General features: G+C 36.8%; 25 protein-coding genes. 15 read left to right on the forward strand and 10 right to left on the reverse strand.

Annotated features, from left to right (window positions below):
• Positions 1-29 precede the first annotated feature (29 nt).
• The 12 genes from GGR42_RS10220 to GGR42_RS10275 all read left to right on the forward strand — a co-directional run bounded on the left by GGR42_RS10220 (position 30) and on the right by GGR42_RS10275 (position 11,674).
• The gene (locus GGR42_RS10220) at positions 30-1,283 is read left to right on the forward strand and encodes a choice-of-anchor B family protein (RefSeq protein WP_167963521.1); all 1,254 of its coding nucleotides are present in this window, start codon (positions 30-32) and stop codon (positions 1,281-1,283) included.
• Between the two features lie 3 nt (positions 1,284-1,286).
• The gene (locus tag GGR42_RS10225; RefSeq protein ID WP_167963523.1) at positions 1,287-2,624 is read left to right on the forward strand and encodes a hypothetical protein; all 1,338 of its coding nucleotides are present in this window, start codon (positions 1,287-1,289) and stop codon (positions 2,622-2,624) included.
• A gap of 84 nt (positions 2,625-2,708) precedes the next feature.
• The gene (locus GGR42_RS10230) at positions 2,709-3,980 is read left to right on the forward strand and encodes a hypothetical protein (protein ID WP_167963525.1); all 1,272 of its coding nucleotides are present in this window, start codon (positions 2,709-2,711) and stop codon (positions 3,978-3,980) included.
• 156 nt (positions 3,981-4,136) lie between these two features.
• Complete coding sequence (locus GGR42_RS10235) at positions 4,137-4,466, forward strand: HesB/IscA family protein (RefSeq protein WP_167963527.1); 330 nt, start codon at positions 4,137-4,139, stop codon at positions 4,464-4,466.
• Positions 4,467-4,518: 52 nt separating this feature from the next.
• On the forward strand, positions 4,519-5,964 hold the full coding sequence (gene sufB, locus GGR42_RS10240) for a Fe-S cluster assembly protein SufB (RefSeq protein ID WP_167963529.1): 1,446 nt from the start codon (positions 4,519-4,521) through the stop codon (positions 5,962-5,964).
• A gap of 29 nt (positions 5,965-5,993) precedes the next feature.
• On the forward strand, positions 5,994-6,746 hold the full coding sequence (gene sufC, locus GGR42_RS10245; RefSeq protein WP_167963531.1) for a Fe-S cluster assembly ATPase SufC: 753 nt from the start codon (positions 5,994-5,996) through the stop codon (positions 6,744-6,746).
• Positions 6,747-6,756: 10 nt separating this feature from the next.
• Positions 6,757-8,073, forward strand: a complete 1,317-nt coding sequence (gene sufD, locus GGR42_RS10250; RefSeq protein WP_167963533.1) for a Fe-S cluster assembly protein SufD — start codon at positions 6,757-6,759, stop codon at positions 8,071-8,073.
• A 34-nt stretch (positions 8,074-8,107) separates the two neighbouring features.
• Positions 8,108-9,334: an aminotransferase class V-fold PLP-dependent enzyme gene (locus GGR42_RS10255; protein ID WP_317169679.1), complete on the forward strand. Its 1,227-nt coding sequence runs from the start codon at positions 8,108-8,110 to the stop codon at positions 9,332-9,334.
• Positions 9,335-9,405: 71 nt separating this feature from the next.
• Positions 9,406-9,828 carry a SufE family protein gene (locus GGR42_RS10260; RefSeq protein WP_167963535.1) on the forward strand — a complete coding sequence of 141 codons (423 nt, stop codon included), beginning with the start codon at positions 9,406-9,408 and terminating at the stop codon, positions 9,826-9,828.
• Complete coding sequence (locus tag GGR42_RS10265; protein WP_167963537.1) at positions 9,825-10,148, forward strand: SUF system Fe-S cluster assembly protein; 324 nt, start codon at positions 9,825-9,827, stop codon at positions 10,146-10,148. The genes GGR42_RS10260 and GGR42_RS10265 overlap by 4 nt, the downstream gene beginning before the upstream one ends.
• Before the next feature lie 24 nt (positions 10,149-10,172).
• The gene (locus GGR42_RS10270; RefSeq protein WP_167964467.1) at positions 10,173-10,682 is read left to right on the forward strand and encodes a DUF2480 family protein; all 510 of its coding nucleotides are present in this window, start codon (positions 10,173-10,175) and stop codon (positions 10,680-10,682) included.
• A gap of 62 nt (positions 10,683-10,744) precedes the next feature.
• Positions 10,745-11,674 (forward strand): DUF3078 domain-containing protein, encoded by a 930-nt coding sequence (locus tag GGR42_RS10275; protein ID WP_167963539.1) that lies wholly within the window; start codon positions 10,745-10,747, stop codon positions 11,672-11,674.
• A gap of 256 nt (positions 11,675-11,930) precedes the next feature.
• Here the strand turns inward: GGR42_RS10275 and hflX are convergent, their stop codons facing one another.
• Positions 11,931-13,142: a GTPase HflX gene (gene hflX / locus GGR42_RS10280; RefSeq protein WP_167963541.1), complete on the reverse strand. Its 1,212-nt coding sequence runs from the start codon at positions 13,140-13,142 to the stop codon at positions 11,931-11,933.
• A gap of 82 nt (positions 13,143-13,224) precedes the next feature.
• On the opposite strand from hflX, the gene GGR42_RS10285 reads away from it, so the two are divergent.
• Both GGR42_RS10285 and GGR42_RS10290 read left to right on the forward strand, forming a co-directional pair.
• The gene (locus GGR42_RS10285) at positions 13,225-14,199 is read left to right on the forward strand and encodes an endonuclease/exonuclease/phosphatase family protein (RefSeq protein WP_167963543.1); all 975 of its coding nucleotides are present in this window, start codon (positions 13,225-13,227) and stop codon (positions 14,197-14,199) included.
• 174 nt (positions 14,200-14,373) lie between these two features.
• On the forward strand, positions 14,374-16,584 hold the full coding sequence (locus GGR42_RS10290; RefSeq protein ID WP_167963545.1) for a S8 family serine peptidase: 2,211 nt from the start codon (positions 14,374-14,376) through the stop codon (positions 16,582-16,584).
• Here GGR42_RS10290 and GGR42_RS10295 read toward each other — a convergent pair.
• The 7 genes from GGR42_RS10295 to GGR42_RS10325 form a co-directional block, all read right to left on the reverse strand.
• Entirely contained in the window at positions 16,581-17,294 is a 714-nt protein-coding gene (locus GGR42_RS10295) for a 3'-5' exonuclease (protein WP_167963547.1), read from the reverse strand. The two genes, GGR42_RS10290 and GGR42_RS10295, sit on opposite strands and share 4 nt — an antisense overlap.
• 44 nt (positions 17,295-17,338) lie before the next feature.
• The gene (locus tag GGR42_RS10300) at positions 17,339-17,812 is read right to left on the reverse strand and encodes a methylated-DNA--[protein]-cysteine S-methyltransferase (protein ID WP_167963549.1); all 474 of its coding nucleotides are present in this window, start codon (positions 17,810-17,812) and stop codon (positions 17,339-17,341) included.
• Positions 17,812-18,915, reverse strand: coding sequence for a CNNM domain-containing protein (locus GGR42_RS10305; RefSeq protein WP_167963551.1), 1,104 nt, complete (start codon positions 18,913-18,915; stop codon positions 17,812-17,814). The genes GGR42_RS10300 and GGR42_RS10305 overlap by 1 nt, the downstream gene beginning before the upstream one ends.
• 133 nt (positions 18,916-19,048) lie before the next feature.
• A complete protein-coding gene (locus GGR42_RS10310; protein WP_167963553.1) occupies positions 19,049-19,660 on the reverse strand; it encodes a hypothetical protein in 612 nt (203 codons plus the stop codon).
• A 79-nt stretch (positions 19,661-19,739) separates the two neighbouring features.
• Positions 19,740-20,630, reverse strand: coding sequence for a hypothetical protein (locus GGR42_RS10315; protein ID WP_167963555.1), 891 nt, complete (start codon positions 20,628-20,630; stop codon positions 19,740-19,742).
• Positions 20,627-21,775: a family 16 glycoside hydrolase gene (locus GGR42_RS10320; RefSeq protein WP_209023954.1), complete on the reverse strand. Its 1,149-nt coding sequence runs from the start codon at positions 21,773-21,775 to the stop codon at positions 20,627-20,629. Before GGR42_RS10320 ends, GGR42_RS10315 begins: the two co-directional genes overlap by 4 nt.
• A gap of 2 nt (positions 21,776-21,777) precedes the next feature.
• Positions 21,778-22,455: a hypothetical protein gene (locus GGR42_RS10325; RefSeq protein WP_167963559.1), complete on the reverse strand. Its 678-nt coding sequence runs from the start codon at positions 22,453-22,455 to the stop codon at positions 21,778-21,780.
• A gap of 113 nt (positions 22,456-22,568) precedes the next feature.
• On the opposite strand from GGR42_RS10325, the gene GGR42_RS10330 reads away from it, so the two are divergent.
• Complete coding sequence (locus GGR42_RS10330) at positions 22,569-23,819, forward strand: hypothetical protein (protein WP_167963561.1); 1,251 nt, start codon at positions 22,569-22,571, stop codon at positions 23,817-23,819.
• On the opposite strand, the gene GGR42_RS10335 is transcribed toward GGR42_RS10330, so the two are convergent.
• A complete protein-coding gene (locus tag GGR42_RS10335) occupies positions 23,794-25,056 on the reverse strand; it encodes a serine hydrolase domain-containing protein (protein WP_245201429.1) in 1,263 nt (420 codons plus the stop codon). The two genes, GGR42_RS10330 and GGR42_RS10335, sit on opposite strands and share 26 nt — an antisense overlap.
• Positions 25,057-25,141: 85 nt before the next feature.
• Positions 25,142-26,731: a serine hydrolase domain-containing protein gene (locus GGR42_RS10340; RefSeq protein ID WP_167963565.1), complete on the reverse strand. Its 1,590-nt coding sequence runs from the start codon at positions 26,729-26,731 to the stop codon at positions 25,142-25,144.
• Positions 26,732-26,760 lie beyond the last annotated feature (29 nt).

Genomic DNA, 26,760 nt, shown 5'->3' on the forward strand with positions numbered 1-26,760 from the left:
TCTTTAATGAAAAAGAAATTGAATTGCTTATGAAAACAATAATGAAACTTCTTTTTATTATCTCCGTACTATGTCTGGAAATAGCTTGTTCAAAGGATGATTCTGGTAATAACGTCTTAACCCCAATTAATGAAGACCCAATAAATGTCCCTTTGGATAATGGCTCCTTTCCGTGCGAAAATGGAATGGCAGGAATCTATCCATGTAGTGGCTATGATTTGTTAGGGCATATTGCTTTGAATGGATTTAATGCTGCTTCAGGGAATGATGTTTGGGGCTGGGCCGATACTACGACAAATAAGGAATATGCCTTGGTGGGATTGGATAATGGAACTGCATTTGTGGATATAAGTGATAGTGATAGTTTAATTTATTTGGGTAGGCTTCCAACTGCCACCTCGTCCAGTTCTTGGCGAGATATTAAAGTATACCAGGACCATGCATATATAGTTTCCGAGGCATCAGGCCATGGCATGCAGGTTTTTGATTTAACAAGATTGCGAAACGTTGGAAATCCACCTGAAGCTTTTAGCGCGGATGTAAATTATAATGCTTTTGGAAATGCGCATAACATAGTTATAAATGAAGAAACAGGATTTGCATATGTGGTGGGTACCGATAGGAATGATACTTTTAATGGGGGGGTTCATTTTATTGACATTAGCTCTCCTAAAGTCCCAATTGAAGCAGGCGGATATGGAAATAGTGGATACACGCACGATGCACAAGTAATAACATACAATGGGCCAGATGCTGATTATGCGGGTAGTGAAATTTTTATTGGGGCCAATGAGAGTCAGGTTGTTATAGTTGATGTTACAGATAAAGCAAATCCGGTTGAGATTACAACTGTTCAATATTCCAGTACAAGTTACAGTCACCAAGGGTGGTTTACAGATAACCATAAATATTTTATTTTGGGTGATGAGTTGGATGAGGTCAATTTCGGCTTCGACTCCCGTACTTTGGTTTTTGATTTTACAGATTTGGACAATCCAATATTACACACCACTTACTTGGGAGAAACAGCGGCAATAGACCATAATGGGTATGTAAAAGGAGATGAGTTTTTCTTGGCAAACTATACTGCTGGAGTTCGTGTTTTGGATATTTCTGGAATAGAAGCTGGTAATATCATTGAAGAAGGTTTTTTTGATACGTTTCCGAGCAATAATACAGCATCTTTTAATGGGGTTTGGAGTATATATCCATTCTTTGATAGTGGCAAGATTGTGATAGGGGATATAAATTCTGGGTTGTTTGTCATTCAAAAAACAAACTAAGAAATGAAAAAAGTATTTTTTTTGGCTTTAATATGCTTGTGGTCTTGTTCCAAAGACAATGAAGACGGTCATACGCAAGAACCCCCAGCTTTTCTTGGAGAGTTAGATTGGGTTAAAAATTTTGGTGGTTCTGGTGATGAAACGGCACATGCCATAATTCCAACTACCGATGGAGGGTTTGCAGTTTTTGGTTTTACCAATAGTATAAATGGTGATATAACTGACAAGACTTTGGCAGTGAATGATTATTGGTTGGTAAAGTTAGATGCGGAGGGAAATCTACAATGGAACAAAACATATGGGGGAAGTAAGGATGATAGGGGTCAAAGTATTGCCCAAACCTTAGATGGAGGTTATGTTATTGTGGGTTATGCCATGAGTGATGACGGAGATGGAAGCAACAATGAAGGGTTTCATGACAATTGGATCTTAAAATTGGACGCAGCTGGGGAAATGGAATGGGAGCAAAGTTTCGGCTTTTCGGGTCACGATCATTCCTACGACGTAATACAAACTATAGATGGGGGATTCTTTTTTGCGGGTTTTTTGGATGTGACACAATCTGGTGGAGAGGGTAATTTTGGAAAAGGAAATTATTGGACACGACATGGTGTGGGCGAGTTTTGGGGCACAAAATTGGATGCCCAAGGAAACTTGGTTTGGCGTAGATATTTTGGTGGTACAAATAATGACCGGGCACATTCTGTTGTCCAAGCCAATGATGGCGGATTTGTACTCTCGGGCTTTTCAGAAAGTGATGATTTTGATATTAGCAATAGCAAAGGAAGCTACGATTTTTGGGTAGTGAAGATTAATGAAGTAGGAGATTTAATTTGGGAAAATTCCTTTGGAGGTACTGGGATTGAAATTTCTTATGGGATGACAAAAACCAAAGATAATGGCTATGTCATAGTAGGCAATACATTTAGTAATGACACTGATGTTTCCAAAAACAATGGAGAGTCCGATGTTTGGCTTATCAAGATTGATGATACTGGCAATCTATCCTGGGAAAGAAACTTTGGGGGAACCCAATTTGATGCGGCAGAAAGTGTAAGCTTAGCTGCGGATGGAGGGTTCATTGTTACCGGAAACTCAAAAAGCTCAGATATAGATTTAGCTGAAAATGTTGGAGAGAATGATATTTGGGTTTTAAAAACCAATTCTGAGGGAGCATTAATTTGGCAAAAATCTTTCGGAGGGACCAATCTGGATTATGGTTTTGATGCTCTTGAAACAGGTGATGGAAATATAATGGTGGTAGGGGAAAGCCATAGTTTGGATTTTAATGAATCCCAACGTAAGGGATTGTCTGACATGGTTGTAATAAAAATAAAATAATCATTCTATTTTTGAACAGGTTTGAACAGGCGTATAGTATTCAGTCTTTTTTTCAATTCAGTATTTTTATGAAGACGAACCTAAATGGAAATTAACCAAGCACATATAAAAACCTGTATATCGCTAATTGAGAATAAACTCAATTGGGGGCCTGGCAAGAAATGGACCACAAAGGATTATCAAAACCTTAGCTCCAAGATTAATGAAGAAACCAAGGTTACTCTCAGTGTTGCAACCTTAAAAAGAATTTGGGGAAAAATTACATACAATAGTAGCCCCACAATAACCACAATGGATGCTTTGGTGCAATTCATTGGCTATGAAAACTGGCGCTCTTTTGAGCAAAGCCAATTAAAAAATGAAGAAGAAAATCCAAAAATTAAAAGCCACTTGCTTTCTTTTGCTCCCATTGGAAGCTTAACTAAAATTGGAGTCTTATCTCTTTTATTGGTTTTATTAGGTTGGACACAATTTAAAAAGAAAGAAAAACCATTAAAACCTTTGGTGAAATCAGATTACGAGTTTAGCAGTAAAAAAATGGTGACCGAAGGAGTCCCTAACTCCGTGATTTTTGATTATGATGCTTCGGCTGCAGATGATAGGGATACTATTATTATTCAACAGTCATGGGATGAAAGACTAAAAGCGCAGGTCTATAAGAATAATAATAAGCACAGCACCATATATTATCATCCAGGATATTTTAATGCCAAATTAATAGTTCGTGATACTGTTGTTAGTGAGCATGATTTATATATTAAAACAAAAGGCTGGCTTTCTTTGGCAGAGTATGGTGTTGAAACCCCAGTTTATTTTAGTGAAAAAGAAGTGATTAGAAATGATGGGAGCCTCTATATTTCAGAGAAGCAAATGAAGGACAAAAATATAGATATGCAACCTAAAGTACCTTGGGTTAATTATTTTTATATGACGGAAATAGATGAGATAAATATTCAAAATTTCATTTTTGAAACCCGTCTAAGGAATACCTATAGCGAAGGTTCTGGAGTTTGCCAGTTTGTGCATATAGATATGAGGTTTAATGGGTCCTATATTGGCATTCCACTTTCTATTAAAGGGTGTGTGGCGCAAATAGCACTTTATGATGGAAATGGAATAAATCCGGACCAATCAAAATTGGGAGTTGATTTTTCAGATTGGGTTACAATAAAATTAGTAATGAAAAACGGTTTGGGAGAGTTATATATCAACAACAAGCTTTCTTACAATATTGATTATTCCAATAGAGACGAAAAACTTAAGGGAATACAATTTGCCTTTCAGGGAGGTGGACAAGTGGATGAGGTTTACTTTAAAAAACTGGATGGTTCTGTTGTCTATGGCGAAACATTTTAGCCCAAAAAATTTAATACCCTCTCTTCTTCTTTATAACCCATATAATTTTACATAGAAAACCCTTATCAGTCTATTCGTTATAATAATGTTAGGTTATGTGGTAAAACCCTACTTATATACTATATTTGTAAACTATTTAGAATTAATCCATTTAGTATGATTAAAGTATCTGAAACAGCTAAAAGCAAAGTCATTATGATGATGACCGAAGAGGGCTTTGATGCTAACAAGGATTATGTCCGTGTTGGTGTTAAAAGCGGAGGTTGTAGTGGATTGTCCTATGAGTTAAAGTTTGATGACAAAATGGAGGAATCCGATAAGGTTTTTGAAGACAATGCCGTAAGAATTGTTGTGGACAAAAAAAGCTTCCTTTATCTAGTTGGTACAACTTTGGAATATTCTGGAGGACTTAATGGGAAGGGATTTGTTTTTAATAATCCCAATGCGCAGCGAACATGTGGTTGCGGCGAAAGTTTCTCACTCTAAAATTATAATTTATCTGTTAAATGATATGGCTCATTTAACGCATTGAAATAGTATGGCGTATACAGAAGAAGAATTAAAAAAAGAACTAGAAACCAAAGAATATGAATATGGTTTCTATACAGATATAGAATCGGACACTTTCCCGGAGGGATTAAGTGAAGAAATTGTTATTGCCATTTCCAAAAAGAAAGAAGAACCAGAATGGATGACATTATGGAGATTGGAATCTTTCAAAATTTGGAAAGAAATGGTAGAACCAGAATGGGCAAATGTTAATTATAAGAAACCTGATTTTCAGGCTATCAGTTATTATTCAGCACCAAAAAAATCAGACCCTAATAAGTCATTGGACGATGTAGATCCAGAGTTGTTGGAGATGTACAAGAAATTGGGTATTTCTGTGGATGAACAAAAAAAATTACAAAACGTCGCTGTTGATATTGTAATGGATTCTGTTTCTGTTGCAACAACGTTTAAAAAGACCTTGGCGGAAAAAGGCATTATTTTCTGTTCTATTTCGGAAGCAATTAAGGAACACCCGGAGTTGGTCAAAAAATATTTGGGTTCCGTAGTGCCCCAAAAAGATAACTTTTATGCGGCTTTAAATTCAGCTGTATTTTCTGATGGGTCTTTCTGTTATATTCCAAAAGGAGTTCGTTGCCCAATGGAACTATCAACCTATTTCAGAATTAACCAAGCGGGTACGGGTCAGTTTGAGCGTACTTTGGTAATTGCAGATGAAGGCAGTTACGTAAGTTACCTAGAAGGTTGTACTGCGCCATCTCGGGATGAAAATCAGTTGCATGCTGCCGTTGTAGAATTGATAGCGCTGGATGATGCTGAAATAAAATACTCAACAGTTCAAAATTGGTATCCTGGCAACAAAGAAGGAAAAGGAGGGGTTTACAATTTTGTGACCAAGAGAGGTTTGTGTGAGAAAAATGCAAAAATTTCATGGACCCAGGTAGAAACAGGTTCTGCTGTAACGTGGAAGTATCCTTCATGTATTTTAAAAGGAGATAATTCTATAGGTGAATTTTACTCCATTGCCGTAACCAATAATTTTCAACAAGCGGATACAGGAACTAAAATGATCCACTTGGGCAAGAATACTCGAAGCACTATTATATCCAAGGGAATTTCTGCAGGTAAATCCCAAAACAGCTACCGAGGATTGGTGCATGTTGGAAGTAGGGCAAAAAATGCTAGGAATTTTTCTCAATGTGATTCCCTTTTAATGGGTAATGAATGTGGGGCGCATACCTTTCCATACATAGAAGCCAAAAATAAAACGGCACAAATAGAACATGAGGCCACAACCAGTAAAATAGGTGAGGACCAAATTTTCTATTGCAATCAACGAGGAATAGATACCGAAAAGGCAATTGCTTTGATTGTTAATGGTTTTAGTAAAGAGGTACTTAATAAACTACCCATGGAGTTTGCCGTTGAAGCGCAAAAACTATTGGAAATTAGTTTAGAAGGTTCCGTAGGATAAAAATTAAAATAATATTGAATTTATAGATAATGTTGAAAATTAACAACTTACATGCTCGTGTAGAGGATAAAGAAATATTAAAAGGAATTAATCTAGAGATTAATGCTGGGGAGGTACATGCCATAATGGGACCAAATGGATCTGGGAAAAGTACCTTGGCCGCTGTTATTGCTGGTAAAGAAGAATTTGAGGTTACGGAAGGTTCTGTTGAATTGGATGGTGAAAATTTGGAGGACGATGCACCAGAAGAAAGAGCTCATAAAGGAATCTTTTTATCATTTCAATATCCAGTGGAGATACCGGGAGTTTCAGTGACAAACTTCATGAAGACAGCTATTAATGAATCTCGAAAAGCCAAAGGTTTGGAAGATATGCCAGCCAACCAAATGCTAAAATTGATTCGTGAAAAGGCGGAATTATTAGAGATTGACAGAAAATTTTTATCTCGATCTTTAAACGAAGGATTTTCGGGAGGTGAGAAAAAAAGAAATGAAATATTCCAAATGGCAATGTTGGAGCCTAAGTTGGCTATATTGGACGAAACTGACTCTGGTTTGGATATTGACGCTTTACGAATTGTTGCCAATGGTGTAAACAAGTTAAAAAGTAAAGACAATGCAGTGCTTGTAATTACGCACTACCAAAGATTGTTGGATTATATTGTCCCTGATTTTGTACATGTATTGCACAATGGTAAGATTGTAAAATCTGGAGGCAAAGAATTAGCCTTGGAACTGGAAGAAAAAGGATATGATTGGCTTAAGCAGGAAACTGTAGCTTAAAAAGAAAAAGATGGATTTAAAAGAAAAATTGGTTTCTTCTTTTTTGGCGTTCGAAAACGATATGGATGTTGAAAGCCCTGTTCATGATATTCGGTCAGAGGCCATGAAGAATTTTGAACTTAAGGGATTTCCCTCAAAGAAGGAAGAAGCTTGGAAATATACATCACTCAATAGCCTTCAAAAAATAGACTTTAGCATTTTTCCAAAAGAGATTAGTGCTTTGGAATATAAGAATGTTAAAAAATATTTCATCCATGAGATAGATACTTATAAAATTGTATTTGTTGATGGAATTTATAGCTCGTACCTTTCAGAAACCACTCATGATGGGGTAGATATCTGTTTAATGAGCTCTGCTTTGACAAAACCTATGTACAAGCAGGTTATTGATGTTTATTTTAACAAGGTGGCTTCCAAGGACGAAACATTGACCACATTAAATACCGCCTTTAGTAAAGAAGGAGCCTTTATTTACATCCCAAAGAATAAAATGCCCAAGAAACCTGTTGAAATCATACATTTTTCTACGGGCAACGAAGCGTCATTAATGTTACAGCCACGTAGCTTAATTGTAGCAGAGGAAAATTCAGAACTTCAAGTGATAGAGCGTCATCAGAGTTTAACTTCCAATGAGGTGTTTACTAATTCTGTTACTGAGATTTTTGCGGCAAAGAGCGCTATAATTGACTATTATAAGGTTCAGAACGATGCTGCTTCTGCTTCTTTAGTAGACAATACCTATATTTCACAAAAAGACCACAGCCATGTTAAAGTGCATACTTTTTCTTTTGGGGGCAAATTAACACGGAACAATCTTAATTTTTATCAGAATGGGGAGCATATAGATTCCACAATGAAAGGGGTTACCATTTTGGGGGATAAACAGCATGTGGACCATCATACTTTAGTACACCACATTGAGCCCAATTGTGAAAGCCATCAGGACTATAAAGGGATATATGGCGAAAACTCCACGGGTGTTTTCAATGGTAAAATCATTGTAGACAAAATTGCCCAGAAGACCAATGCTTTTCAGCAGAACAATAATATTTTGGTTAGCGACAAAGCGACCATCAATACAAAACCGCAGTTGGAAATTTTTGCAGATGATGTAAAATGTTCTCATGGTTGTACCATTGGTCAGTTAGATGAGGATGCGTTGTTCTATCTGCAATCAAGAGGTATTCCAAAGAAGGAAGCAAGGGCCTTGTTAATGTATGCCTTTGCAAACAATGTCTTGGAAAGTGTTAAGATTCCGGAGCTTAAGACCAGAATCAATAAATTAATTGCAAACAAGCTAGGTGTTCGCTTGGGGTTTGATCTATAATTAGTTGTCATCCCGCTAAGACGGGAATCCAAAAATGATACAAACAGTATTGGACATACAAGCCATTCGCAAAGACTTTCCAATCCTAAACCGAAAGGTCAATGGGAAACCTTTGGTGTATTTGGACAATGCGGCAACATCTCAGACACCGCAACAGGTTATAGATGTAATTGTAGATTATTACAGTAATTACAACGCCAATATACATAGAGGAGTTCATACGCTGTCACAACAGGCCACGGACGCATATGAACAGGCAAGAATCAAAATTCAGAAGCATTTTAATATTGCCAAACCCTATGAAGTTATTTTTACTTCGGGGACAACCCATGGTATTAATTTGGTTGCAAATGGGTTCTCATCCATCTTAAAAAAAGGGGATGAAATTTTGGTTTCTGCCATGGAACATCATTCTAATATTGTCCCTTGGCAAATGTTGTGTGAAAGGACAGGAGCTATATTAAAAGTGATTCCCATGAACCAAGATGGGGAATTGGTGATGGAGGAATATAGCCAGTTACTTTCAAGCAAAACCAAATTGGTTTTTTGTAACCATGTGTCTAATGCACTGGGAACTATTAACCCTATAAAGAAAATAATAGAAAAGGCCCATGGCCTTGGCGCGGCAGTTTTAGTAGATGGAGCCCAGGCATCTCCCCACATAAAAGCTGACCTACAGGAGTTGGATGTAGATTTTTATACCGTTTCAGCCCATAAAATGTGTGGACCAACTGGAGTGGGAATGTTGTACGGCAAGGAAGAATGGCTTAAAAAACTACCCCCTTACCAAGGTGGTGGGGAAATGATTGCAGAGGTTACTTTTGAAAAAACCACCTATGCCGATCTTCCTCATAAATTTGAAGCGGGAACACCTAACATTTGCGGTGGAATTGCTTTTGGGGCGGCATTGGACTATATGAATTTGATTGGTTTTGACGCTATTTCCCAATATGAAAATGAGCTACTGGAATATGCTACAGAACAATTACTTACTATAGATGGGCTTAAAATTTATGGTACAGCCGCTAAAAAAACTTCGGTAATTTCTTTTAATATAGAAGGAATACATCCCTATGATATTGGAAGTATTTTGGATAAATTGGGTGTTGCAGTGAGGACAGGACACCATTGTGCGCAACCTATCATGGATTTCTTTAAAATTCCTGGAACAGTAAGGGCAAGTTTTAGCTTTTACAATACCAAAGAGGAAATAGATGTTCTTGTTTCTGGGGTAAAAAGAGCTAAGGCTATGTTGGAATAGTCTTTGTTATCATTCTCATAAACTATTGAATTCCACTTATACTTATCGTATTTTTGTTTCAAATTCAAATAATGAGCATTAAAGAAATTCAGGAAGAAATAGTGGACGAATTTTCCATGTTTGAGGATTGGATGCAACGCTATGAGTATATGATAGAGTTGGGAAAATCACTTCCCTTGATTGATGAGAAGTATAAAACGGATGACAATATAATTAAGGGTTGTCAAAGTAAGGTTTGGGTACATGCAGAATTGGAGGATGACAAGCTGGTTTTCACGGCCGATAGTGATGCTATTATTACAAAAGGAATTATTGCCATACTTATTCGGGTATTTAGCAACCAATGCCCCAAGGATATTATTGAAGCGGATACTGATTTCATTGATGAAATTGGATTAAAAGAACATTTGTCGCCTACTAGGGCCAATGGTCTGGTTAGTATGATAAAGCAGTTAAAATTGTATGCAATTGCATACCAAACGCAATTAAAATGAGTGAAGAAATAAAGACACAAGATTTGGGAGAGAAGATTGTAAATGTTCTCAAAACCATATATGACCCTGAAATTCCCGTAGACATCTATGAATTGGGATTAATTTATGACGTTTTTGTGAACGAGGACAATGATGTAAAAATATTGATGACCTTAACATCACCCAATTGTCCAGTTGCCGAAAGTCTGCCCGCTGAGGTTGAGGAAAAGGTAAAATCCATAGATGAGATTAAGGACGCCGAAGTAGAAATCACATTTGATCCCCCATGGACACAAGATCTAATGAGTGAGGAAGCTAAGTTGGAATTGGGAATGCTTTGATTTTTTATTGAAAAGCCCAAAATGATGTCAGAAGAAATCAAAAACCGCGTTGCGGAAAGTAAATTAATGGTTTTTGACCTTGAGGATTATTACCCTGAGGGAAAAAGAATGGTGTTGGATATTAAGGATTGGTTGTATGAGGGCATTATTCTTAAAGAAAAAGATTTCAGAAAATTTATTGGCGAGCATAACTGGAGTCAATATGAGAATCAATATGTAGCGCTCACCTGTTCCACGGATGCAATTGTTCCTGGATGGGCCTATATGCTTGTTACGGCCAACCTACAGCCCTACGTTAAAAAAGTAATTGTTGGCGATTTAGAACAATTGGAGACTGCAATTTATCAATCTATCATAGAAAGTATAAATTTTTCTGATTTTAAAGACAAACCAGTTATAATTAAAGGGTGTAGCCGTAAGCCTGTTCCACAAAATGCCTATATCATGGCCATCTCTAAAGTACAGGAAATAGCAAAGAGCATTATGTACGGAGAAGCTTGCTCATCAGTACCACTTTATAAAAGAAAGAAATAATTCTTCAGAAAATAAGTGACTATTCTTACATTTGCGGGTCTAAAAATAAAAACACTAACATTATGAGAAATTTTTTATGTGCATTGGCAGGTATTTTTGTCTTTGCAATAGGTAGTGCCCAAACAGAGGAGGAATTAAAAGCTTTACAAGGCCCCAAAAAAGATTCTATTGCGGCAATTCAAGGTAGGGTAGATGCCCTACAGGCGCAGATAGATGCCCTTCCAGGATGGAAAAAAGGTGCATTTGGTACAATTGGAGGAAGTCTTTCCAGCTTTAGTAACTGGTACTCACAAGGATTTCCAAATAATTCATCTGGAAATATTGGTTTCACGGTAAATGCTTTTGCAAATTTAAATCAGGATAAGTTTTTCTGGAGAAATTCTGGAAATGTAAATTTAAGCTGGGTTAAATTGGACGATGAAGACGATCCTACAGATAGTGAGGATTTTAGGGAGGCGACGGATGTTTTTAACATATCTTCTTTATATGGCAGAAAACTAAGTGAAAAGTTCGCTATTTCGGCTTTGGGAGAATATAGGACTACCATTTTGAACAATTTTAATGACCCTGGTTATCTTGATTTAGGTGTTGGTGGAACATGGACGCCAATTGCTGATTTGGTTGTAGTAATACACCCGTTGAACTATAACTTTGTATTCAGTAGTGAAGATGATATTTTTGAGTCTTCTATGGGTGCTAAAATTGTAGCAGATTATACTAGAAAAATAGGGGCTGTAAACTTTAAGACTAATCTTTCTGCTTTCCAAAGTTATAAAAGTTCCAACCTTTCTAATTGGACATGGACCAATTCCTTTGGGTATACTTTGTGGAAAATGATCGGTGTTGGGTTTGATTTTGGCTTAAGAAACAACAAACAAGAAGCATTAAACTATGCTTTGAACGGGCCAACTCCTGTTCCTACTACAACTTTTGACAACCTAGATAATAAATTACAAACTTATTGGATGGTTGGTTTAAACTATGCTTTCTAATATGAAATAAGAAAAGCACAACTAAAAAAGGCCTCCAATTTGGAGGCCTTTTTTTTAGCACGTAGGCTTGAGTGATTTGAGTTATTTTACTTTTAAGTGCCGGCTTTGGGGAAACCATTACTTTGTTATTCTGATGTAAAACTAATACTAGAATATTGAAGTTGAAAAAATATGTTGCGAACCACCTTTAAAATGTGGTAAAAAAATTAACGGTACAATTTCATGGATGAACTACACTCTTCGAAGTGTTTTTTGTCTAATATTCATCCAAATTTTCAGGATATAGGAAGTTATTATAAGGAAAACGAGTTACGTGAATGTCTCTTACTTCATTATAGACCCTTTTTCTAAACTCATCTAGGTTTTCTTTGTTCAAGGCAGAAATAAAAAGGGCATTGTCGCCGACTCTGTCCATCCATGTTTTTTTCCATTCATCAATGGTGAAGTGTTTTTCGGTTCTTTCGGTAACCAAATCATCTTCATCTATGGTTTCCGCTTTGTATTGGTCAATTTTGTTAAAGACCATAATGGTACGTTTATCCGCACTATCAATTTCATCCAAAATTAAATTCACAGAATTTATATGCTCTTCAAAATTTGGGTGGGAAATGTCAACAACGTGCAATAGCAAATCAGCCTCCCTAACTTCATCTAATGTACTTTTAAAGCTTTCTACTAATTGGGTAGGCAATTTTCTAATAAAGCCAACCGTGTCACTCAGAAGAAAGGGCAAATTACCAATAACGACCTTCCTTACTGTGGTATCCAGTGTGGCAAAAAGCTTGTTCTCTGCAAAGACCTCACTTTTGCTGATCACATTCATGAGGGTAGACTTGCCAACATTGGTATAGCCTACCAGAGCGACCCTTACAAGAGCGCCACGGTTACCTCGCTGGGTTTCCATTTGCCTGTCTATTTTGGATAGCTTCTTTTTTAACAAAGAAATCCTGTCCCTAACAATACGTCTATCAGTCTCTATTTCTGTTTCCCCTGGGCCACGCATACCAATACCCCCTTTTTGTCTTTCAAGGTGGGTCCATAAGCCAGTTAACCGTGGCAATAGATATTCATATTGCGCCAACTCTACTTGGGTCCTGGCGTAACTGGTCTGTGCGCGTTGCGCAAAAATATCCAATATCAGGGTTGTTCGGTCCAATATTTTACATCGTAGCTGCTTTTCTATATTTCGTTGTTGGGCCGGCGAAAGTTCATCATCAAAGATAACAGAGCCTATATCATGCTCTTCAACATACTTTTGAACCTCCTCCATTTTACCACTGCCAATATAGGTTTTGGGGTTGGGCAGATCTACCCTTTGTATAAAGCGCTTGTATACTTCACCACCAGCAGTATAGGTTAAGAATTCCAACTCATCTAAATATTCCGTTACCTTATCTTCGTTTTGCTCACGGTTAATTACACCAATGAGTACGGCTCTTTCATAAGTAATGGTTTTCTTTTCTAACATCTACATTGTATTAATGTGCAAATCTAAGCAATAGTTGGAAAGCTATTTTTGTATTTTTAGCAGCTTATCAAAATAAAAATAAATGTTCAAGTCGTTTTTTAAGAAGAAGAAGGATAAAAAGTTATTTACCATTGCTTTTTACAATGTTGAAAATTTATTTGATACGACGAATGATTTCTACAAGTTGGACGATGATTTTACCCCTAATGGGTTTAAGAATTGGACTCCAAAACGTTATCGCAAAAAGTTAATTAAACTGGGCAAGGTAATTTCTCAAATTGGACATACAGAAAATTCAAAACCACCAGTCCTAATTGGCCTGGCCGAAATAGAAAATGGTAAGGTGGTGAAAGACCTTATCTCTGTGGATACATTAAAGGAAATAGATTATGATTATGTTCACTATGAGTCCCCTGATGAAAGAGGAATAGATACGGGTTTGATCTATAACACCAAATATTTTGAATTGATACAATCAGAGACTCTTACTGTTTGGATTAATAATCCAAATGGGGAAAGAGATACTACTAGGGATATTTTATATGTAAATGGAAAATTGAATAAGGAAGAAGTCCACATTTTTGTAAATCATTGGCCTTCGAGAAGAGATGGTGAGATAGAAACTGGGTATAAAAGAGTACAAGCAGCAGAGACCCTATTGGAAAAAATGGCCATAATTGAAAAGACCCATGAAAATCCTAATTATATTGTTATGGGGGATTTTAATGATGGCCCCAATTCTGAAAGTATTAATACCTTACTAGAGGATGGCACTCTTTATAATCCTATGAAACAGCTTTTGTCCCCCGTTAGGGGAAGCGCAAATTATAAAAGGAAGTGGAGCCTTTTTGATCAAATTCTTTTTTCACACACTTTTTTTAATTATGAAAAAGAAACACACAGTTTTGCCCATGCCAATATTTTTGACGAGCATTTTTTAAAAGAGTGGAAAGGAAAATATAAAGGCAACCCATACCGAACCTATGTGGGAAGAAAATATGTAGGGGGCTATAGCGATCATTTTCCTGTATATATTCAACTGAAATTCAACGTTTAGAGGCTTATTTTCTTAAAAAGAATCAAGAAAGATTTTTCCTACACATCAAAAAATTGGCATTTCACAACAGAATGCTAAAATTTTCGCGCACTTCATCGAAAAAAGGTTGCCATTTAACGAAAGAAAAGAGTATTTCACCTATGTTTGTAGTCCAAATCCTACTTAGCCTACATCATGACCTACAAATCAAACCCGTACAACACTCTGCATATTTATATGCTCTTGTTGTTATTTACTTTCAATTTGGTATCTGTTTTTAGTCAGTCTGATATTCAAAAGGAAAATATAAGAGCTAAATATAATTCTTCTAAATTGTCAGTTTTCAACTCAGAATTAAAAAAAGATTACGACCAGTCAAGGGATAAAATGGTGAGATTGGCAAAGGCCAATGGTTGGACTATATCAGAGACTCTTTCAAACGGGAGCTTTGTTGAGCTGCAAGATGTAGGGGAAGATGGGGCTCCTTTATATTATACAACTTTGAATGACAATGTAAACCATACTTCCAGGGCAGATGCATTGCATAATGGCGGAGCATTAAAATTGGGACTTAATGGAGAAGGAATGCAAGTAGGCGTATGGGATGGAGGCACGGCATTAAAATCCCACCAAGAATTTGGCAATAGGGTATTGAGTGCAGATGGCAGTGAAAAGACAGATAAACATGCAACTATGGTTATGGGTACTTTGATAGCTTCCGGAATAAAAGAAAAGGCGAAGGGGATTATTTATAAGGCAACGGCTTTATCAAATGACTGGACAAAGGATAAAATTGAAGTTGCTGAAGCAGCGGCAAATGGATTGTTGTTGTCTAACCATTCTTATGGAATAAAAACAGACCGTGTGCCAGATTGGTATTTTGGTTCTTATATTAAAATATCACAGGATTGGGACAAAATTATGTATAATGCACCGTATTATTTAATGGTTACTGCTTCTGGTAACGCTCAACACTCTAGGGATAACGATACACCCATTTACGGAAAAAACACAGATGGCTTTGACCTTATTTTGGGGTTTTCTGCTTCAAAAAATGGTGTGACGGTAGCTGCTGCCGAATCTGATATTGATAGAAAGGGCAATATAGTTAATGCTACAGTTGCTGGTTATAGCAGTTTTGGACCTATGGATGATAGCCGAATTAAGCCAGATATTTCTGGTGCGGGCACTAATATATTTACAACATCTTCAACAGGAACAAAAAATTATGATGTGTCATCGGGAACATCTATGGCAACACCAGGAGTAACAGGCTCTATGCTTTTGTTGCAACAGTATTATGAAAGATTGAACAACACATATATGAAAGCAGCCACCCTAAAAGGATTGGTATTACACACTGCTGACGATGTGCAAAATCCAGGACCCGATTATAGGATGGGTTGGGGAGTAATTAATACAGTAGCTGCTGCAGATGCAATTACCAATGAAGAGTACAGCACAGTTATTTCAGAAGACGAATTGGAAAATGGAGAAATATATACTTTAACGGTTAACTCAAATGGAACAGATCCATTAATGGCTTCTATTTCTTGGACAGATCCTGCTACCGGATTTGTGAACAGGGGAACCTTGAACGATGTTACCGCAGCGTTGGTAAACGATTTGGATATTAGAATTGAAAAGGATGGGAAGACCTTTTTCCCATGGAAGTTAAGTGCCGCTAACGCAACAGCTGCTGCAACTAAAGGAGATAACAAAGTAGACCCTTTTGAAAAAATACAAATTGATAATGCTAAAGGAGAATATACTATTACAATAAGCCACAAGGGAAATTTGAGCACTAGCGTTCAAAACTTTTCTTTGATTGTAACTGGAGTTGAAGTTACCCAATGCAATGTTGATATGCCTTCGGAAACAAATTTGGGAGAAGCAGGTGATGAATCTGTAGTAATGGAGTGGAAAGAAGCTCCAGACACTCTTTTTGAGGCACAATTCAAGAATGAAAATTCTGATGACTGGACTACCGAATACACATACAACAATTTTATTGAGTTAAAGGAATTGACAATTGGTGAGACTTACGAATTTAGATTAAAAGCCATTTGTACAGAAAATATAGGATCAGATTACACCCCGAAACTTACCTTTGTTTTTGAAGCAGAGGGAACCGAACTGCAGGATGCATTGGATTACGAAACGTTGTCAACAGATTCACAAATGAGTATTTCTGTTTATCCAAATCCTGCAGTTGAAGAAATTAGTCTGGAGGGCAATATATCCAGTAATGCAGCTTACAGCATTGTCTCAACAACAGGGATTACTGTAAAGACAGGCAATGCTTCAGCTGCAAAAATTCATGTAAGCGATTTGTCGGAAGGACTTTATATTTTAAGTGTCCAAGATTTAAGAGGCGTTAAAAGCACAAAGTTTTATAAGAATTAAATTCTTACTATTTCATTGTCACTTAACAACTCCTCATTGCGTAACCGTAGAAAGACCTGAGCAGTGGTTATGACATCCAACTCGCAGTATTTAATGATGCGGTCCAAATCTCCATTGTTGTAGTATACATCACGAACCATACTGCCATCTATATCTTCTTTAGGAGAAGGAATGCCCAATACATTTGCCATTAATTTTAAGGAAGTATAGTGCTTATAATCTCCAAACTTCCATAATTCCATAGTATCCAAATGGGGAACTTCCCAAGGCTTTTTCCCAAAAAGGTCCAATTTATAGGGAAGATTAATACCATGGATAACCATCCTACGGGCTATATATGGAAAATCAAACTCCTTGCCATTGTGCGCACAAAGTAAATGGTTGGGCTTGCTAAAATGTGAATTCAATAAATTTTTAAACTCTTTAAGAAGTTTAGCTTCAGCACCATGAAAAGTGGTGACCCTAAAATTTCGTACATCTCCCTTACTTGTGAAATACCCAACGGAAATACAAATAATTTTTCCAAACTCTGCCCAGATACCAGCTCTTTCATAAAATTCTTCGGCTGTGAATTCGTCTTTTCTTTGGTACTGGGTTTTGTGTTCCCAAAGTTCTTGTTTTACATCATCCAACTGTTCAAAAGTTTCACTCTCTGGAACGGTTTCAATGTCAAGAAAAAGGATATGTTCTAAATTGAGTTTGTACAGCATATCAATAGTTAATGTGCTGTAATATAAGATTTAAATTAATTCGTTTAAAACAAGGATTGTTGTTTTGCAGGGCTTTCGTGCTCCAAAAGCCACTTTTTTCTGTGTAATCCACCTGCGTAACCAGTGAGTGAACCATCACTCCCAATCACCCTATGACATGGAACAACAATCCACAACGGATTTTTTCCATTGGCGGATGCAGCAGCCCTAATAGCTTTTACATCACCCAACCGTTTTGATAAATCTAGATAGGATATGGTTTTTCCATATGGAATTTGCTGCAGTTCTTTCCATACTTTTTTTTGGAAATCGGTTCCCTGGGGATTTAGGGTCAAGCTAAATTCACGTCTTTTTCCTTCAAAATATTCATGCAATTGATAAACGGCGTCCTCTAAAACTTCGGGGAATACACTATCAACCTCTTTTTCATTGTTTAGAACTATGATTGATGACAACCCATTTTCATCGCCTTCTAATTTGGCAACACCCAAAGGGGTATGTATGTGTGCGGTTTGCATTACTCAATTATTCCAGATCGTTTTGCTCTTGTCTCCCAATTTTTTCTGGCCAATTGTTGAAGATCTTCCACATGGTCACTTTCATCCATGATTTCGAGGCCCAATAAAGTCTCTATCAAGTCTTCCATGGTTACTAATCCACTTATGGAACCATATTCATCTACAACCAAGGCAATGTGCTCTCTTTTGGCTATAAAGGTTTCAAAGAGTTGTGGAATGGGAGTGCTTCTTTTGGTAATCAGAATATCCCGTCTTATTTCAGAAAGTGGGACATCTCCATTTTTATGGATAATCTCTTCGAGAATATTGTCTTTTAGGACAAAACCGGTGATATTATCCATTTTTTCTCCAAAAACAGGAATTCTAGAAAATCGCATTTTGGGATTTTCTTCAAAAAAGTCCTGTATGCTCCTGTTTTCGTTTGCTATTTTCATAACTGCCCTTGGAGTCATGATGTCTTTCACAAAAACCTCATCAAACCTGAGCAAGTTTTTGATGACTTTGGATTCCGATTCTTGAAAAACACCTTCTTCATGGGCAATATCTGCCATGGCGGTAAAATCTTCACGACTCAATACACTTCCATGATGCCCTTTGCCCCCTACCAATTTTGTAAAAAGCTGAAGTACCCATAGAAGTCCTGTCCATTTAAGGACCAATACCATTCCTTTTAAAGTTTTGGCTGTAAAATTGGCCAATTGTCGCCAATAGGTGGCCCCTATTGTTTTAGGGATTATTTCAGAAGCAATAAGAATCAAAATGGTCATAATGGTGGAAACAACACCTACCATAAGATCTTCTGTAAACTCAATTCCTAAGAAAGTTCTTGTTGTGGAGCCGTATAAATCTGTATATGCAACCTTTGCTTGGACCCCTACTAATATAGCGCCCACGGTATGAGCAATGGTATTTAGAGTAAGGATGGCAATTAAAGGTTTGTCCACATCTTTTTTTAATTCCTCCAGTGTTTCTGCATAGGCCTTTCTTTCTTTCTTTTTAAGATTTATATAAGTTGGGGTAACGCTTAACAAGACGGCTTCCAAGATCGAACATAGGAAAGAAAAAAAGATTGAAATGACAGCATAAAAGATGAGTAGGCCCATAGACAATAAAAAAATGAATTACGAAAGTACTAATTTAATAATATACTCAAGACCAAAAAGGTAATGCTCATTTAAAATAAATTAGAACAAAAAATGGCTTAGCTTATCCTTAAAATTAATTCATAAATTAATTTTAATTCCTGACTTTTCCTGTAAAGACACTGGGTTTATCAATACCAGAGGCAAAAGGATTTCCAGAAGATCGTCTAAAGGAAACCACTTGACCTATATGCCAAAGGGCATCAGCAATGGGACCATTTAATTGATTCCAGAACGGAAATTCTGATTGCCCATTATCATTTTTAAAAACAATTTTATAGCTCTCAAAGTCAGAAGAAGTACTTGTTCTTAGAATTTCTGCAGCTTCTTTTATTAATTCTAAAGTTTCCTTTCTTTTCCCTTGAAAATCTAGGCTAGGGTATTCCGTTCCGTTTATGTTTGGTCTTTGGTTTACAGAATTGTTTACTACGCGAACCAAGCCTAAAATATGGTCTATGGTTTGTTCAGTGGTTCTAGCCTCATCATTGGGTTTAAAACTTAAGTCTTCCGGTCTTAACCCATTTGTGGCCCAGTAAAATCGAAAACCTACTCCATCTAACATTCTAGCAGAAACTGTACCTGCTGTGTAGGTTTCTGAATAGCCATCAGGTATTTCTCGGTAAGGTAAATCCATATTCTCTGGAGTTTGGGAATAAGTTACTTGAATGAGGCTTAAAAGTGCAATTAGCAGTGTGATTTTTTTCATTTTATAAACTTATAATAATTGATTCAGCAAATAAATTTTGTTTTGTTCAAAAGTGCTCAAAGGTAATTCACTGGCTGCTTTATTTTAATTTTTTCAACATAAGGTCCCATCGTACCCAATAGATGTGGCAATCTTCTTCACTAGTGCCTTGCGTATAAAAAAGATATTTACCATCTGGTGAAACGTATTGACCAAAACGATGAGCTGGACCTTCGTTGATTATAGAACTAATGCTTTTAGAGGGTGTCCAGCTACCATCTGCTTTCCGGAAAGTAATGTGCAGTTTACTTTCGTATGTAGGGGTTTCTTCGGCACTAATAATCATGTAAGATTCATCGGGAGCTACATATAAATCCCCATCAAAACCTAGAGTGTTTATAGGTTTGCCTATGCTCTTGACTATAGTATCGGTTTTGTTCATAGAAAACGTACTAAAGTCATAACCACTATAATCACTTTTATCCAGACCAGAGCCAACATAATAGGTTCCACTTTGGGTTGGCATAAAATTGTATAAACCATAGCTTTTATTTAAATATTCATAGGGTTCGTTCCATTCTCCATTTTTCTTTTCGGATATCCAAACATTGCTGCCACTTGCTCCAAAATAGAGTCTATTGCCATCCATGGACAATGTTGGGTTTGATACATTTTCTGCAAATAGTTTTGGTTTACTCCAATTTGTACCATCAAAAGAAATAATATTTGTTCCTGAATTATTGGAATCAAACCAATGAGCTGCATAGGAATAATAAAATTCTTTTCCGCTCTCAGAAAAAGCGACCCGACCCAAAACAATACCAGAATCTACCAACATTCCTTTGGCAAATATTTCTGGTATTTCACTTGGGACTTTCTGACCTAAATAGGCCTTGGGAGATTCCCAAAAGGAATTTTGTTTGCTGTTTTTACATTGAAAAATCAGAAATAGACAGATAAATATAAATAGAGGATATTTTAAATTCATCATTTTTCATTTTTAAAAGTAATTCCATCCATTTTATCCAATCGGGCAATGAGCCCCCAGCCATAGAAATAATTGGCAAGACCAATCATTATTTCATTTTCTCCTTCCTTAAGAGGTAGTTTTATACTTGTGTTTATAATTGTACAGCGGCCCTTTGGTTCTTTTTGACTTGGAGTGCCAAAATAATTCTTGTCAACCAAAAGAATTGCTCCATTTATAAAAACCCAAACCTCGTCACTAAACCCTAAATTTAGAGTCCTTTCTTGGTCACTGGTTGATGTAATGGAGGTCCTTAACCATGCTAGTCTTCGTCCATCTTGTTCAGTATATAGCCCATATTCTCTGCTCAAATTAACAATGGCCCTGCTTTCTGCTTTAATGGGTTTCCAAATTGTGGTACTATCCGGCAAATTAGATGAGTTTATTTTGCCATACATACTAGGCAGTGGAAATTCTATGTCCTTCCCAAAAGGAAAATTAATGGGTTCGGTCACCTCCCAATTCCTTAGGTATCTAGTGTCATTGTGGGCCGAAATATACCCAGCCTCTGGACTCAGGTTTTCCGTGATATTGGGTTTTAGTTCAAGATTGGCATAAATAACATTTCCTGAGAGGGAAATGCCACCAGAATTTTGCCAACCTTCTAATTCCGGAACTATCAGGGCGGGTTTTTCCATGTCATTGACATAGGCTTTCATTTGCTTTCCATTAACGATAAGTTTAATATGGTTCCAACCTTCCTTATAAATAGTGGCACCAGCTTGGTATTCGTCTGATAAGTCCCAGATGCTCATCCCATCCATGATGGCTGCATATTGAAGAGTTGTTCTTATATACGGGGTAGTTTCCCCAAAAGAGCGGATGTAAAAGTTATCTCCGTTCTTTCTATCCTCGGACATCCTAAAATTAATCCCAGGGAAACCCTGTCCTATCAATTCCACATCAAACTCAATGGTCCCATTTGTGAAAATATGGTCCTTCAAAAAGATTTGATAATACTTGTTCGGTTTGTTTTTGGCCGCTAATACACCACGGTGCATTACGAATTCCACTGTTGTGCTATCATGTTCCCAATGTGTGGCATCCATAGGGATTTTTTGGGAAAATGATAACTGTGAAAAACAGATGAGTACAATAAAAATCCTCATGATCATTTAAGTTTTGTAATTTTTAGATTGGCAAAAAAAGCATCAGTTCCAGGACCCACCCAAAGAGCTAATTTGCCAGATTTTTCTTTGCCCAATAATGAATTTACAATCATAGTGGGTTGGGTGGCATTATGAACGTAGATTTCAGCCCTGTTTTCCTCGACTATGATTTTAACATGTGTCCATTCCTTGGGAACCATATCCACATAGGTTTCATAAACGCCAGGCGATTCTTCCCGCAGTTTGGACCATTCAAAATCTGGCGGTGCGATATACTGCACGGTATGGTTTCTTTGTAATTGATTATCCGAACGACCATTTAACGCCCTTAAATAAAAACAATCGTAGGAGGAATTGTCTTCACTAATTCTAAAGGCCAAGCCCAAAAACCCCCTCATTTGTGCAGGGGCATCAGCAGCCCTGCTTCCGGCCAAGTCAAATTCGATAACCCCAGTTGAAAATTCAATGTCATTGATGATAATTAATCCACTACCTTCTTCTGAACCTTTTTGCTTCCCATAAACAGCGGCGTTGCCTTTATAGATTCCAGTTTGGGTCTCAACATTTATAAAGGTTAGGCCTTTATAGTTCTCTTGGGTTGTAACTTGCAATTGGGCAATTCCAAAATTTGAAATTAGAAGCGTTAGAAAGATACTGTTGAGCAAAATAAGTTTTTTCATAATAGTTGCTTTTTTAATTGATGAAGAAGCAAGTTGCAAAAGCTTTTAGAATGGCAACATTCATTTTCCATTCATTTTAAAACTATTTTCTATTTTTATACAAGCATTTTAAAATGAGTACGATAAACCCACAAGACCAAGAGCTTTTAACACTGTTGAAAAAAAAGATTCAGCAGGTGTCCGGACTGCCGTCTCCGGACAACTGGTCTCAAAAGGATTTTGATTTTCTTGTATTTTTTATTGAAGAAAAATCAGGTATAAGAATTAGTCTTTCTACATTAAAAAGAATATGGAAAAACGAAAACAATAGATTGCCTCATATTTCTACATTAGATGCGCTTTCACAGGTGGCATTTCAAAAAAAGTGGCTTTCCTTAAAGTCCGATTCGGTTTTAAAACAAGAACCAATCAGTAGTAAAAAGGAAAAGAGTTCCAATAAAATCCTATGGAGCAGCTTCATTGTAATTGTAATGGGCCTATTGATTTTTTTTAGTTATGGTTATTTTAAAAACGAGTCTAAAAATAAAACTCTAGATATAGGCAATGTTCAGTTTTCTGCCCATACATCAGTTGATAACCGAGTGCCAAATTCTGTGGTTTTTGACTATGATGTTTCAGAAATAGAGGCAGAAAAATTTTATCTACAACAAAGTTGGGATGCAAGCCGTAGAGTTGAGATTTTAAAGGAGAACAAGCAACAAACGGATATATACTATTTACCAGGGTTATATTTTGCCAAGCTTATTGCAGACACAACAATTTTGGCCCAAATCCCAGTGCATATTAAAACAGATGATTGGCACCTTACATCCAATCGGGACAATACGGGAAAATTTTATGATAGGAAGCAATGGCTTACCAACGGGACTTTGGGTGTTTTGCGTAACGAAAAAACGTTGGAAGAATCCAACTTACTTTTCTATAATTCTAGGGACTTTAAAACTGATGGGGACAATTTCCAGTATACCAGTTCTTTTAAAATGGATTCCATTCCAACATATCAATGCCCTAAAATGTCCCTTATTTTGAAAGGGAACAATGATTATTTTATATTTCAAATATTAAAAAAAGGCTGTGAGAGTGACGCTTTTCTCAAGTTAAGTGAAAAACAGATTTCTGGTAAAACAAATGATTTAACCATGTTTGGAGCAGATGTGTATACTTGGCAAAACATCCATGTAAATGTTGAAAACAAAGTCTTAACATTAAGCTTAAATGGAAACAAAATTTACGAAAACGAGTATGGGAACCCCATAGGTTCATTAAAAGAAATTACCTATGTTTTTAGCGGATGGGGAGCAATAGACAATGTTGAATTGAAAGATACAAAGGGCATTATTACTTACGCAGACGATTTTGAGTAGAATCTGCTTGATAAAAAACTTGTTGTAAGGCACCACGAATGTTCAACTCATATAAATTTCTATTTTCCCTTGTGGGATATACCCTGTTGGAAAGAAAAATAAAAGTTAGTTTGTTTTCTGGGTCGGCCCAAACAAAGGTTCCTGTAAATCCAGAATGACCAAAACTTTTGGGGCTTACCTCTGGTGCTGGGTAGGCATCTTTAAGTGCTAAAGTATCGTTGCCAATCAAAGGTTTGTCAAAACCCAAACCCCTTCGGTTGTCATTTTCTGGGTATTGAATTTTGGCAAATTCCTTTACAGTTTCTTCTTTAAGATAACGTTTGCCATTCCACTCTCCATAGTTTTGATACATGAGCATCATCCTTGCCAAATCTTCGGCAGTACTAAAAAGACCCGCATTGCCGGATACCCCACCTAGAAGCGATGCATTTTCATCGTGTACCCATCCTTTTGTTAAAACCTTTCGGTATAAAGTATCAACTTCTGTGGGAACAATGGTATTTTTTAATTTTTTTTTGCTTGGATTAAAACCTAAAGTTGTTGCACCTAATTCATTGTAAAAATGAGTAGTTACATACTTTTCATATGTGTCTCCCGTTACTTGTTGGATAAGCTCAGGGAATATTAAAAAAGTGAGGCCAGAATACACATATTTCTTGTCATCTGATACTTTTGAACGCTTGGCCATGCGATAAATTTTCCTATTGAAATTGTTTTTTACATACCCATTTTCAAAAGCTTGGAGTTGAAAATTGGGAGAAGGTGTTGAGCGAATAAATCTCTTTTTGAGATTCCTGTTTCTCATCACTTTGCTTAAAAAAATAATGTATGGAACAAGGCCTGATTGATGTGCAAGGATTTCCCGGAGTGTAATATCTTTTTTGTCCTTTCTGTGTTTCCAGGACTTCCAGTATTTTGAAAATGGTTCATCTAGATCCAGTTTTCCTTCTTCATACAACTTCATTAAAGCGGGCAATGGCCCCATAATTTTGGTAACAGAAGCTAAATCATATATATCATCCAATTCTACTGGCTGAATGCTGTCATAGGTATGATAGCCATACCCTTTATGAAAAATGACTTTATTGTTTTTGGCCACTAAGAGTTGAGCGCCGGGGAAAGCATTGTTATGGATTCCCAGAGTCATAATGGAATCAATTTTATGATTTAGGCTTAAACTATCAATGCCTGCCTCATTAAGGGAAGAGTAACTAAGCTGAGCGCTTAAAGAACACATAAAAAACAGTTGAAATACTAGTAAGAAAGATAAGTTGGTTTGTAAATTTTTGTTCATAGTGAAAGTAAAAAATGTTTTTGGTGCTCTAATTATCATTTTCGGACTTAAAAGTTAGATCTAACCGCTGTATTTTAGGGTCTGCTTCTGGATTTAGAGTAAAAAACAAATTAATATTTCCATTTTCGGCATATAAGGTCACATCACCCCGAAGTTGGTTCCTTGGTCTAAGAGAACCTACAGAATCAATTTTACCTGACAGTTTTTTAATTTCGCTAATCTGTTTTCCACGAGCTTCCCATGAACGGTCCAAGATAAAATTATCTGCAAAAAGGTTTTTGTGCGTGTTGTAATCCCAATTATCAATTACGGACAAAAGCTGGTTTTTGCGCTTTTCTAGAATATGAGAAACACTTTTTTTGCGAGGGCTAAGCTCTAGGGTGCTAAAAAGTAATTGTTGTATATTGTTATAAGGAAGGGGACTGGTGTAGGTTAGGTTCCCAAAGGCCATAACACCAATGCCATATTCTGGATAAAAAGCATAACCGCTTGCAAACCCAGGTAAGGCTCCACCATGTGACACACGAATAACGCCATTACAATATTGGGTAATGCCCAAACCGTATCCATAACCCACGAGTGTTGGGCACAATTCATTATTCCAATCGGTATTTTTTGAGGCCAAACGTGGAAATTTGGGTGTGTGCATTTCCCTTAGGCTACTGCGGAGTATTGGGCCATTTTCTGGTTCACTACGTGCTGGCCATGCGGATAAATGAAAACTTACATATTTTGAAAAGTCTTTTATAGTGGTTATCATCCCACCCATGGAACCAAAAATACCGTCGTGAAGCAATGGCTCATCTATCCACTGGTTTTGGTCATAGGCGTAACCTTTTACCAAGATGTTTTCAGGAACTTCCTCAAATTCCCAATAAGTGTCCTTCATGCCCAAAGGCAATAAGATGTTTTGGGTAATATATTTCTGATATGTTATTCCTGTGACTTTATTGATTACCTGTCCCAGTAGGGCATAGCCTGTATTGCTATATTCGTATTCATAAGAGGGAACATTGGAAAAGGAAAATCCTTCAGAAAGTAGTTGCTCAAATTCTTCGTTTGAATCATCTAAATGACGATCTCCCCATGGATTGTCCTCGGGAAACCCTGCAGTCATGGTCAATAGGTTTTCAAGGTCAATTTCCATGGCGTCACTTGTAAGATAACCGAGGTTTGCCAATTTTGGGAAGTAGTTGGATAAGGGGTCATCTAAGTCCAGCAAACCTTCGTCCCTTAATTTTAAAATGGCCATGGCTGTAAAACTTTTAGTCATGCTGGCAATTCTAAAGCAGGAATTGGTTGTTGCCTTTTCTTCGGTTTCAAGGTTTATTTTCCCATAATTACCACTCAAAGTCATGGAATCATCCACAACAATTCCATAACTTATTCCTGGAATATTTCTTTTTTGAGCATACTCTTCAAAAAGAATATGTATTTCTTGTTTCGCCCCAAGTATTTTCTCCGTTCTATTATCATTGGTAAACGTGGGAGGTAAATAATCGGTTTGATAATTTTTTAATTTGGACTGAGTTTTGCCCTTTTGCTCTGTTTCTTGTTTACATGAAAAAAGGAATGCTATCAATGAAAAAAAAAGTAATAAATGCTTTGGGTTTTTCATAATAACTTTGGTTTATTGGTCTTAGTCGT

The sequence above is a fragment of the Saonia flava genome (assembly GCF_011927795.1).
GTDB classification, from domain to species: domain Bacteria; phylum Bacteroidota; class Bacteroidia; order Flavobacteriales; family Flavobacteriaceae; genus Saonia; species Saonia flava.

Bases quoted from the DNA above. Each gene is read 5' to 3' on its own strand.
- sufB (WP_167963529.1), top strand. From the start codon at position 4,519: ATGGCGTATACAGAAGAAGAATTAAAAAAAGAACTAGAAACCAAAGAA.
- GGR42_RS10220 (WP_167963521.1), top strand. From the start codon at position 30: ATGAAAACAATAATGAAACTTCTTTTTATTATCTCCGTACTATGTCTG.
- GGR42_RS10295 (WP_167963547.1), bottom strand. From the start codon at position 17,294: ATGCTGTACAAACTCAATTTAGAACATATCCTTTTTCTTGACATTGAA.
- GGR42_RS10335 (WP_245201429.1), bottom strand. From the start codon at position 25,056: ATGTGTTCTTTAAGCGCTCAGCTTAGTTACTCTTCCCTTAATGAGGCA.
- sufC (WP_167963531.1), top strand. From the start codon at position 5,994: ATGTTGAAAATTAACAACTTACATGCTCGTGTAGAGGATAAAGAAATA.
- GGR42_RS10225 (WP_167963523.1), top strand. From the start codon at position 1,287: ATGAAAAAAGTATTTTTTTTGGCTTTAATATGCTTGTGGTCTTGTTCC.
- GGR42_RS10310 (WP_167963553.1), bottom strand. From the start codon at position 19,660: ATGAAAAAAATCACACTGCTAATTGCACTTTTAAGCCTCATTCAAGTA.
- GGR42_RS10235 (WP_167963527.1), top strand. From the start codon at position 4,137: ATGATTAAAGTATCTGAAACAGCTAAAAGCAAAGTCATTATGATGATG.
- GGR42_RS10340 (WP_167963565.1), bottom strand. From the start codon at position 26,731: ATGAAAAACCCAAAGCATTTATTACTTTTTTTTTCATTGATAGCATTC.
- GGR42_RS10275 (WP_167963539.1), top strand. From the start codon at position 10,745: ATGAGAAATTTTTTATGTGCATTGGCAGGTATTTTTGTCTTTGCAATA.
- GGR42_RS10300 (WP_167963549.1), bottom strand. From the start codon at position 17,812: ATGCAAACCGCACACATACATACCCCTTTGGGTGTTGCCAAATTAGAA.
- GGR42_RS10260 (WP_167963535.1), top strand. From the start codon at position 9,406: ATGAGCATTAAAGAAATTCAGGAAGAAATAGTGGACGAATTTTCCATG.
- GGR42_RS10330 (WP_167963561.1), top strand. From the start codon at position 22,569: ATGAGTACGATAAACCCACAAGACCAAGAGCTTTTAACACTGTTGAAA.
- GGR42_RS10325 (WP_167963559.1), bottom strand. From the start codon at position 22,455: ATGAAAAAACTTATTTTGCTCAACAGTATCTTTCTAACGCTTCTAATT.
- GGR42_RS10270 (WP_167964467.1), top strand. From the start codon at position 10,173: ATGTCAGAAGAAATCAAAAACCGCGTTGCGGAAAGTAAATTAATGGTT.
- GGR42_RS10265 (WP_167963537.1), top strand. From the start codon at position 9,825: ATGAGTGAAGAAATAAAGACACAAGATTTGGGAGAGAAGATTGTAAAT.
- GGR42_RS10305 (WP_167963551.1), bottom strand. From the start codon at position 18,915: ATGGGCCTACTCATCTTTTATGCTGTCATTTCAATCTTTTTTTCTTTC.
- GGR42_RS10230 (WP_167963525.1), top strand. From the start codon at position 2,709: ATGGAAATTAACCAAGCACATATAAAAACCTGTATATCGCTAATTGAG.
- GGR42_RS10290 (WP_167963545.1), top strand. From the start codon at position 14,374: ATGACCTACAAATCAAACCCGTACAACACTCTGCATATTTATATGCTC.
- GGR42_RS10315 (WP_167963555.1), bottom strand. From the start codon at position 20,630: ATGATGAATTTAAAATATCCTCTATTTATATTTATCTGTCTATTTCTG.
- GGR42_RS10320 (WP_209023954.1), bottom strand. From the start codon at position 21,775: ATGAGGATTTTTATTGTACTCATCTGTTTTTCACAGTTATCATTTTCC.
- GGR42_RS10285 (WP_167963543.1), top strand. From the start codon at position 13,225: ATGTTCAAGTCGTTTTTTAAGAAGAAGAAGGATAAAAAGTTATTTACC.
- hflX (WP_167963541.1), bottom strand. From the start codon at position 13,142: ATGTTAGAAAAGAAAACCATTACTTATGAAAGAGCCGTACTCATTGGT.
- sufD (WP_167963533.1), top strand. From the start codon at position 6,757: ATGGATTTAAAAGAAAAATTGGTTTCTTCTTTTTTGGCGTTCGAAAAC.
- GGR42_RS10255 (WP_317169679.1), top strand. From the start codon at position 8,108: ATGATACAAACAGTATTGGACATACAAGCCATTCGCAAAGACTTTCCA.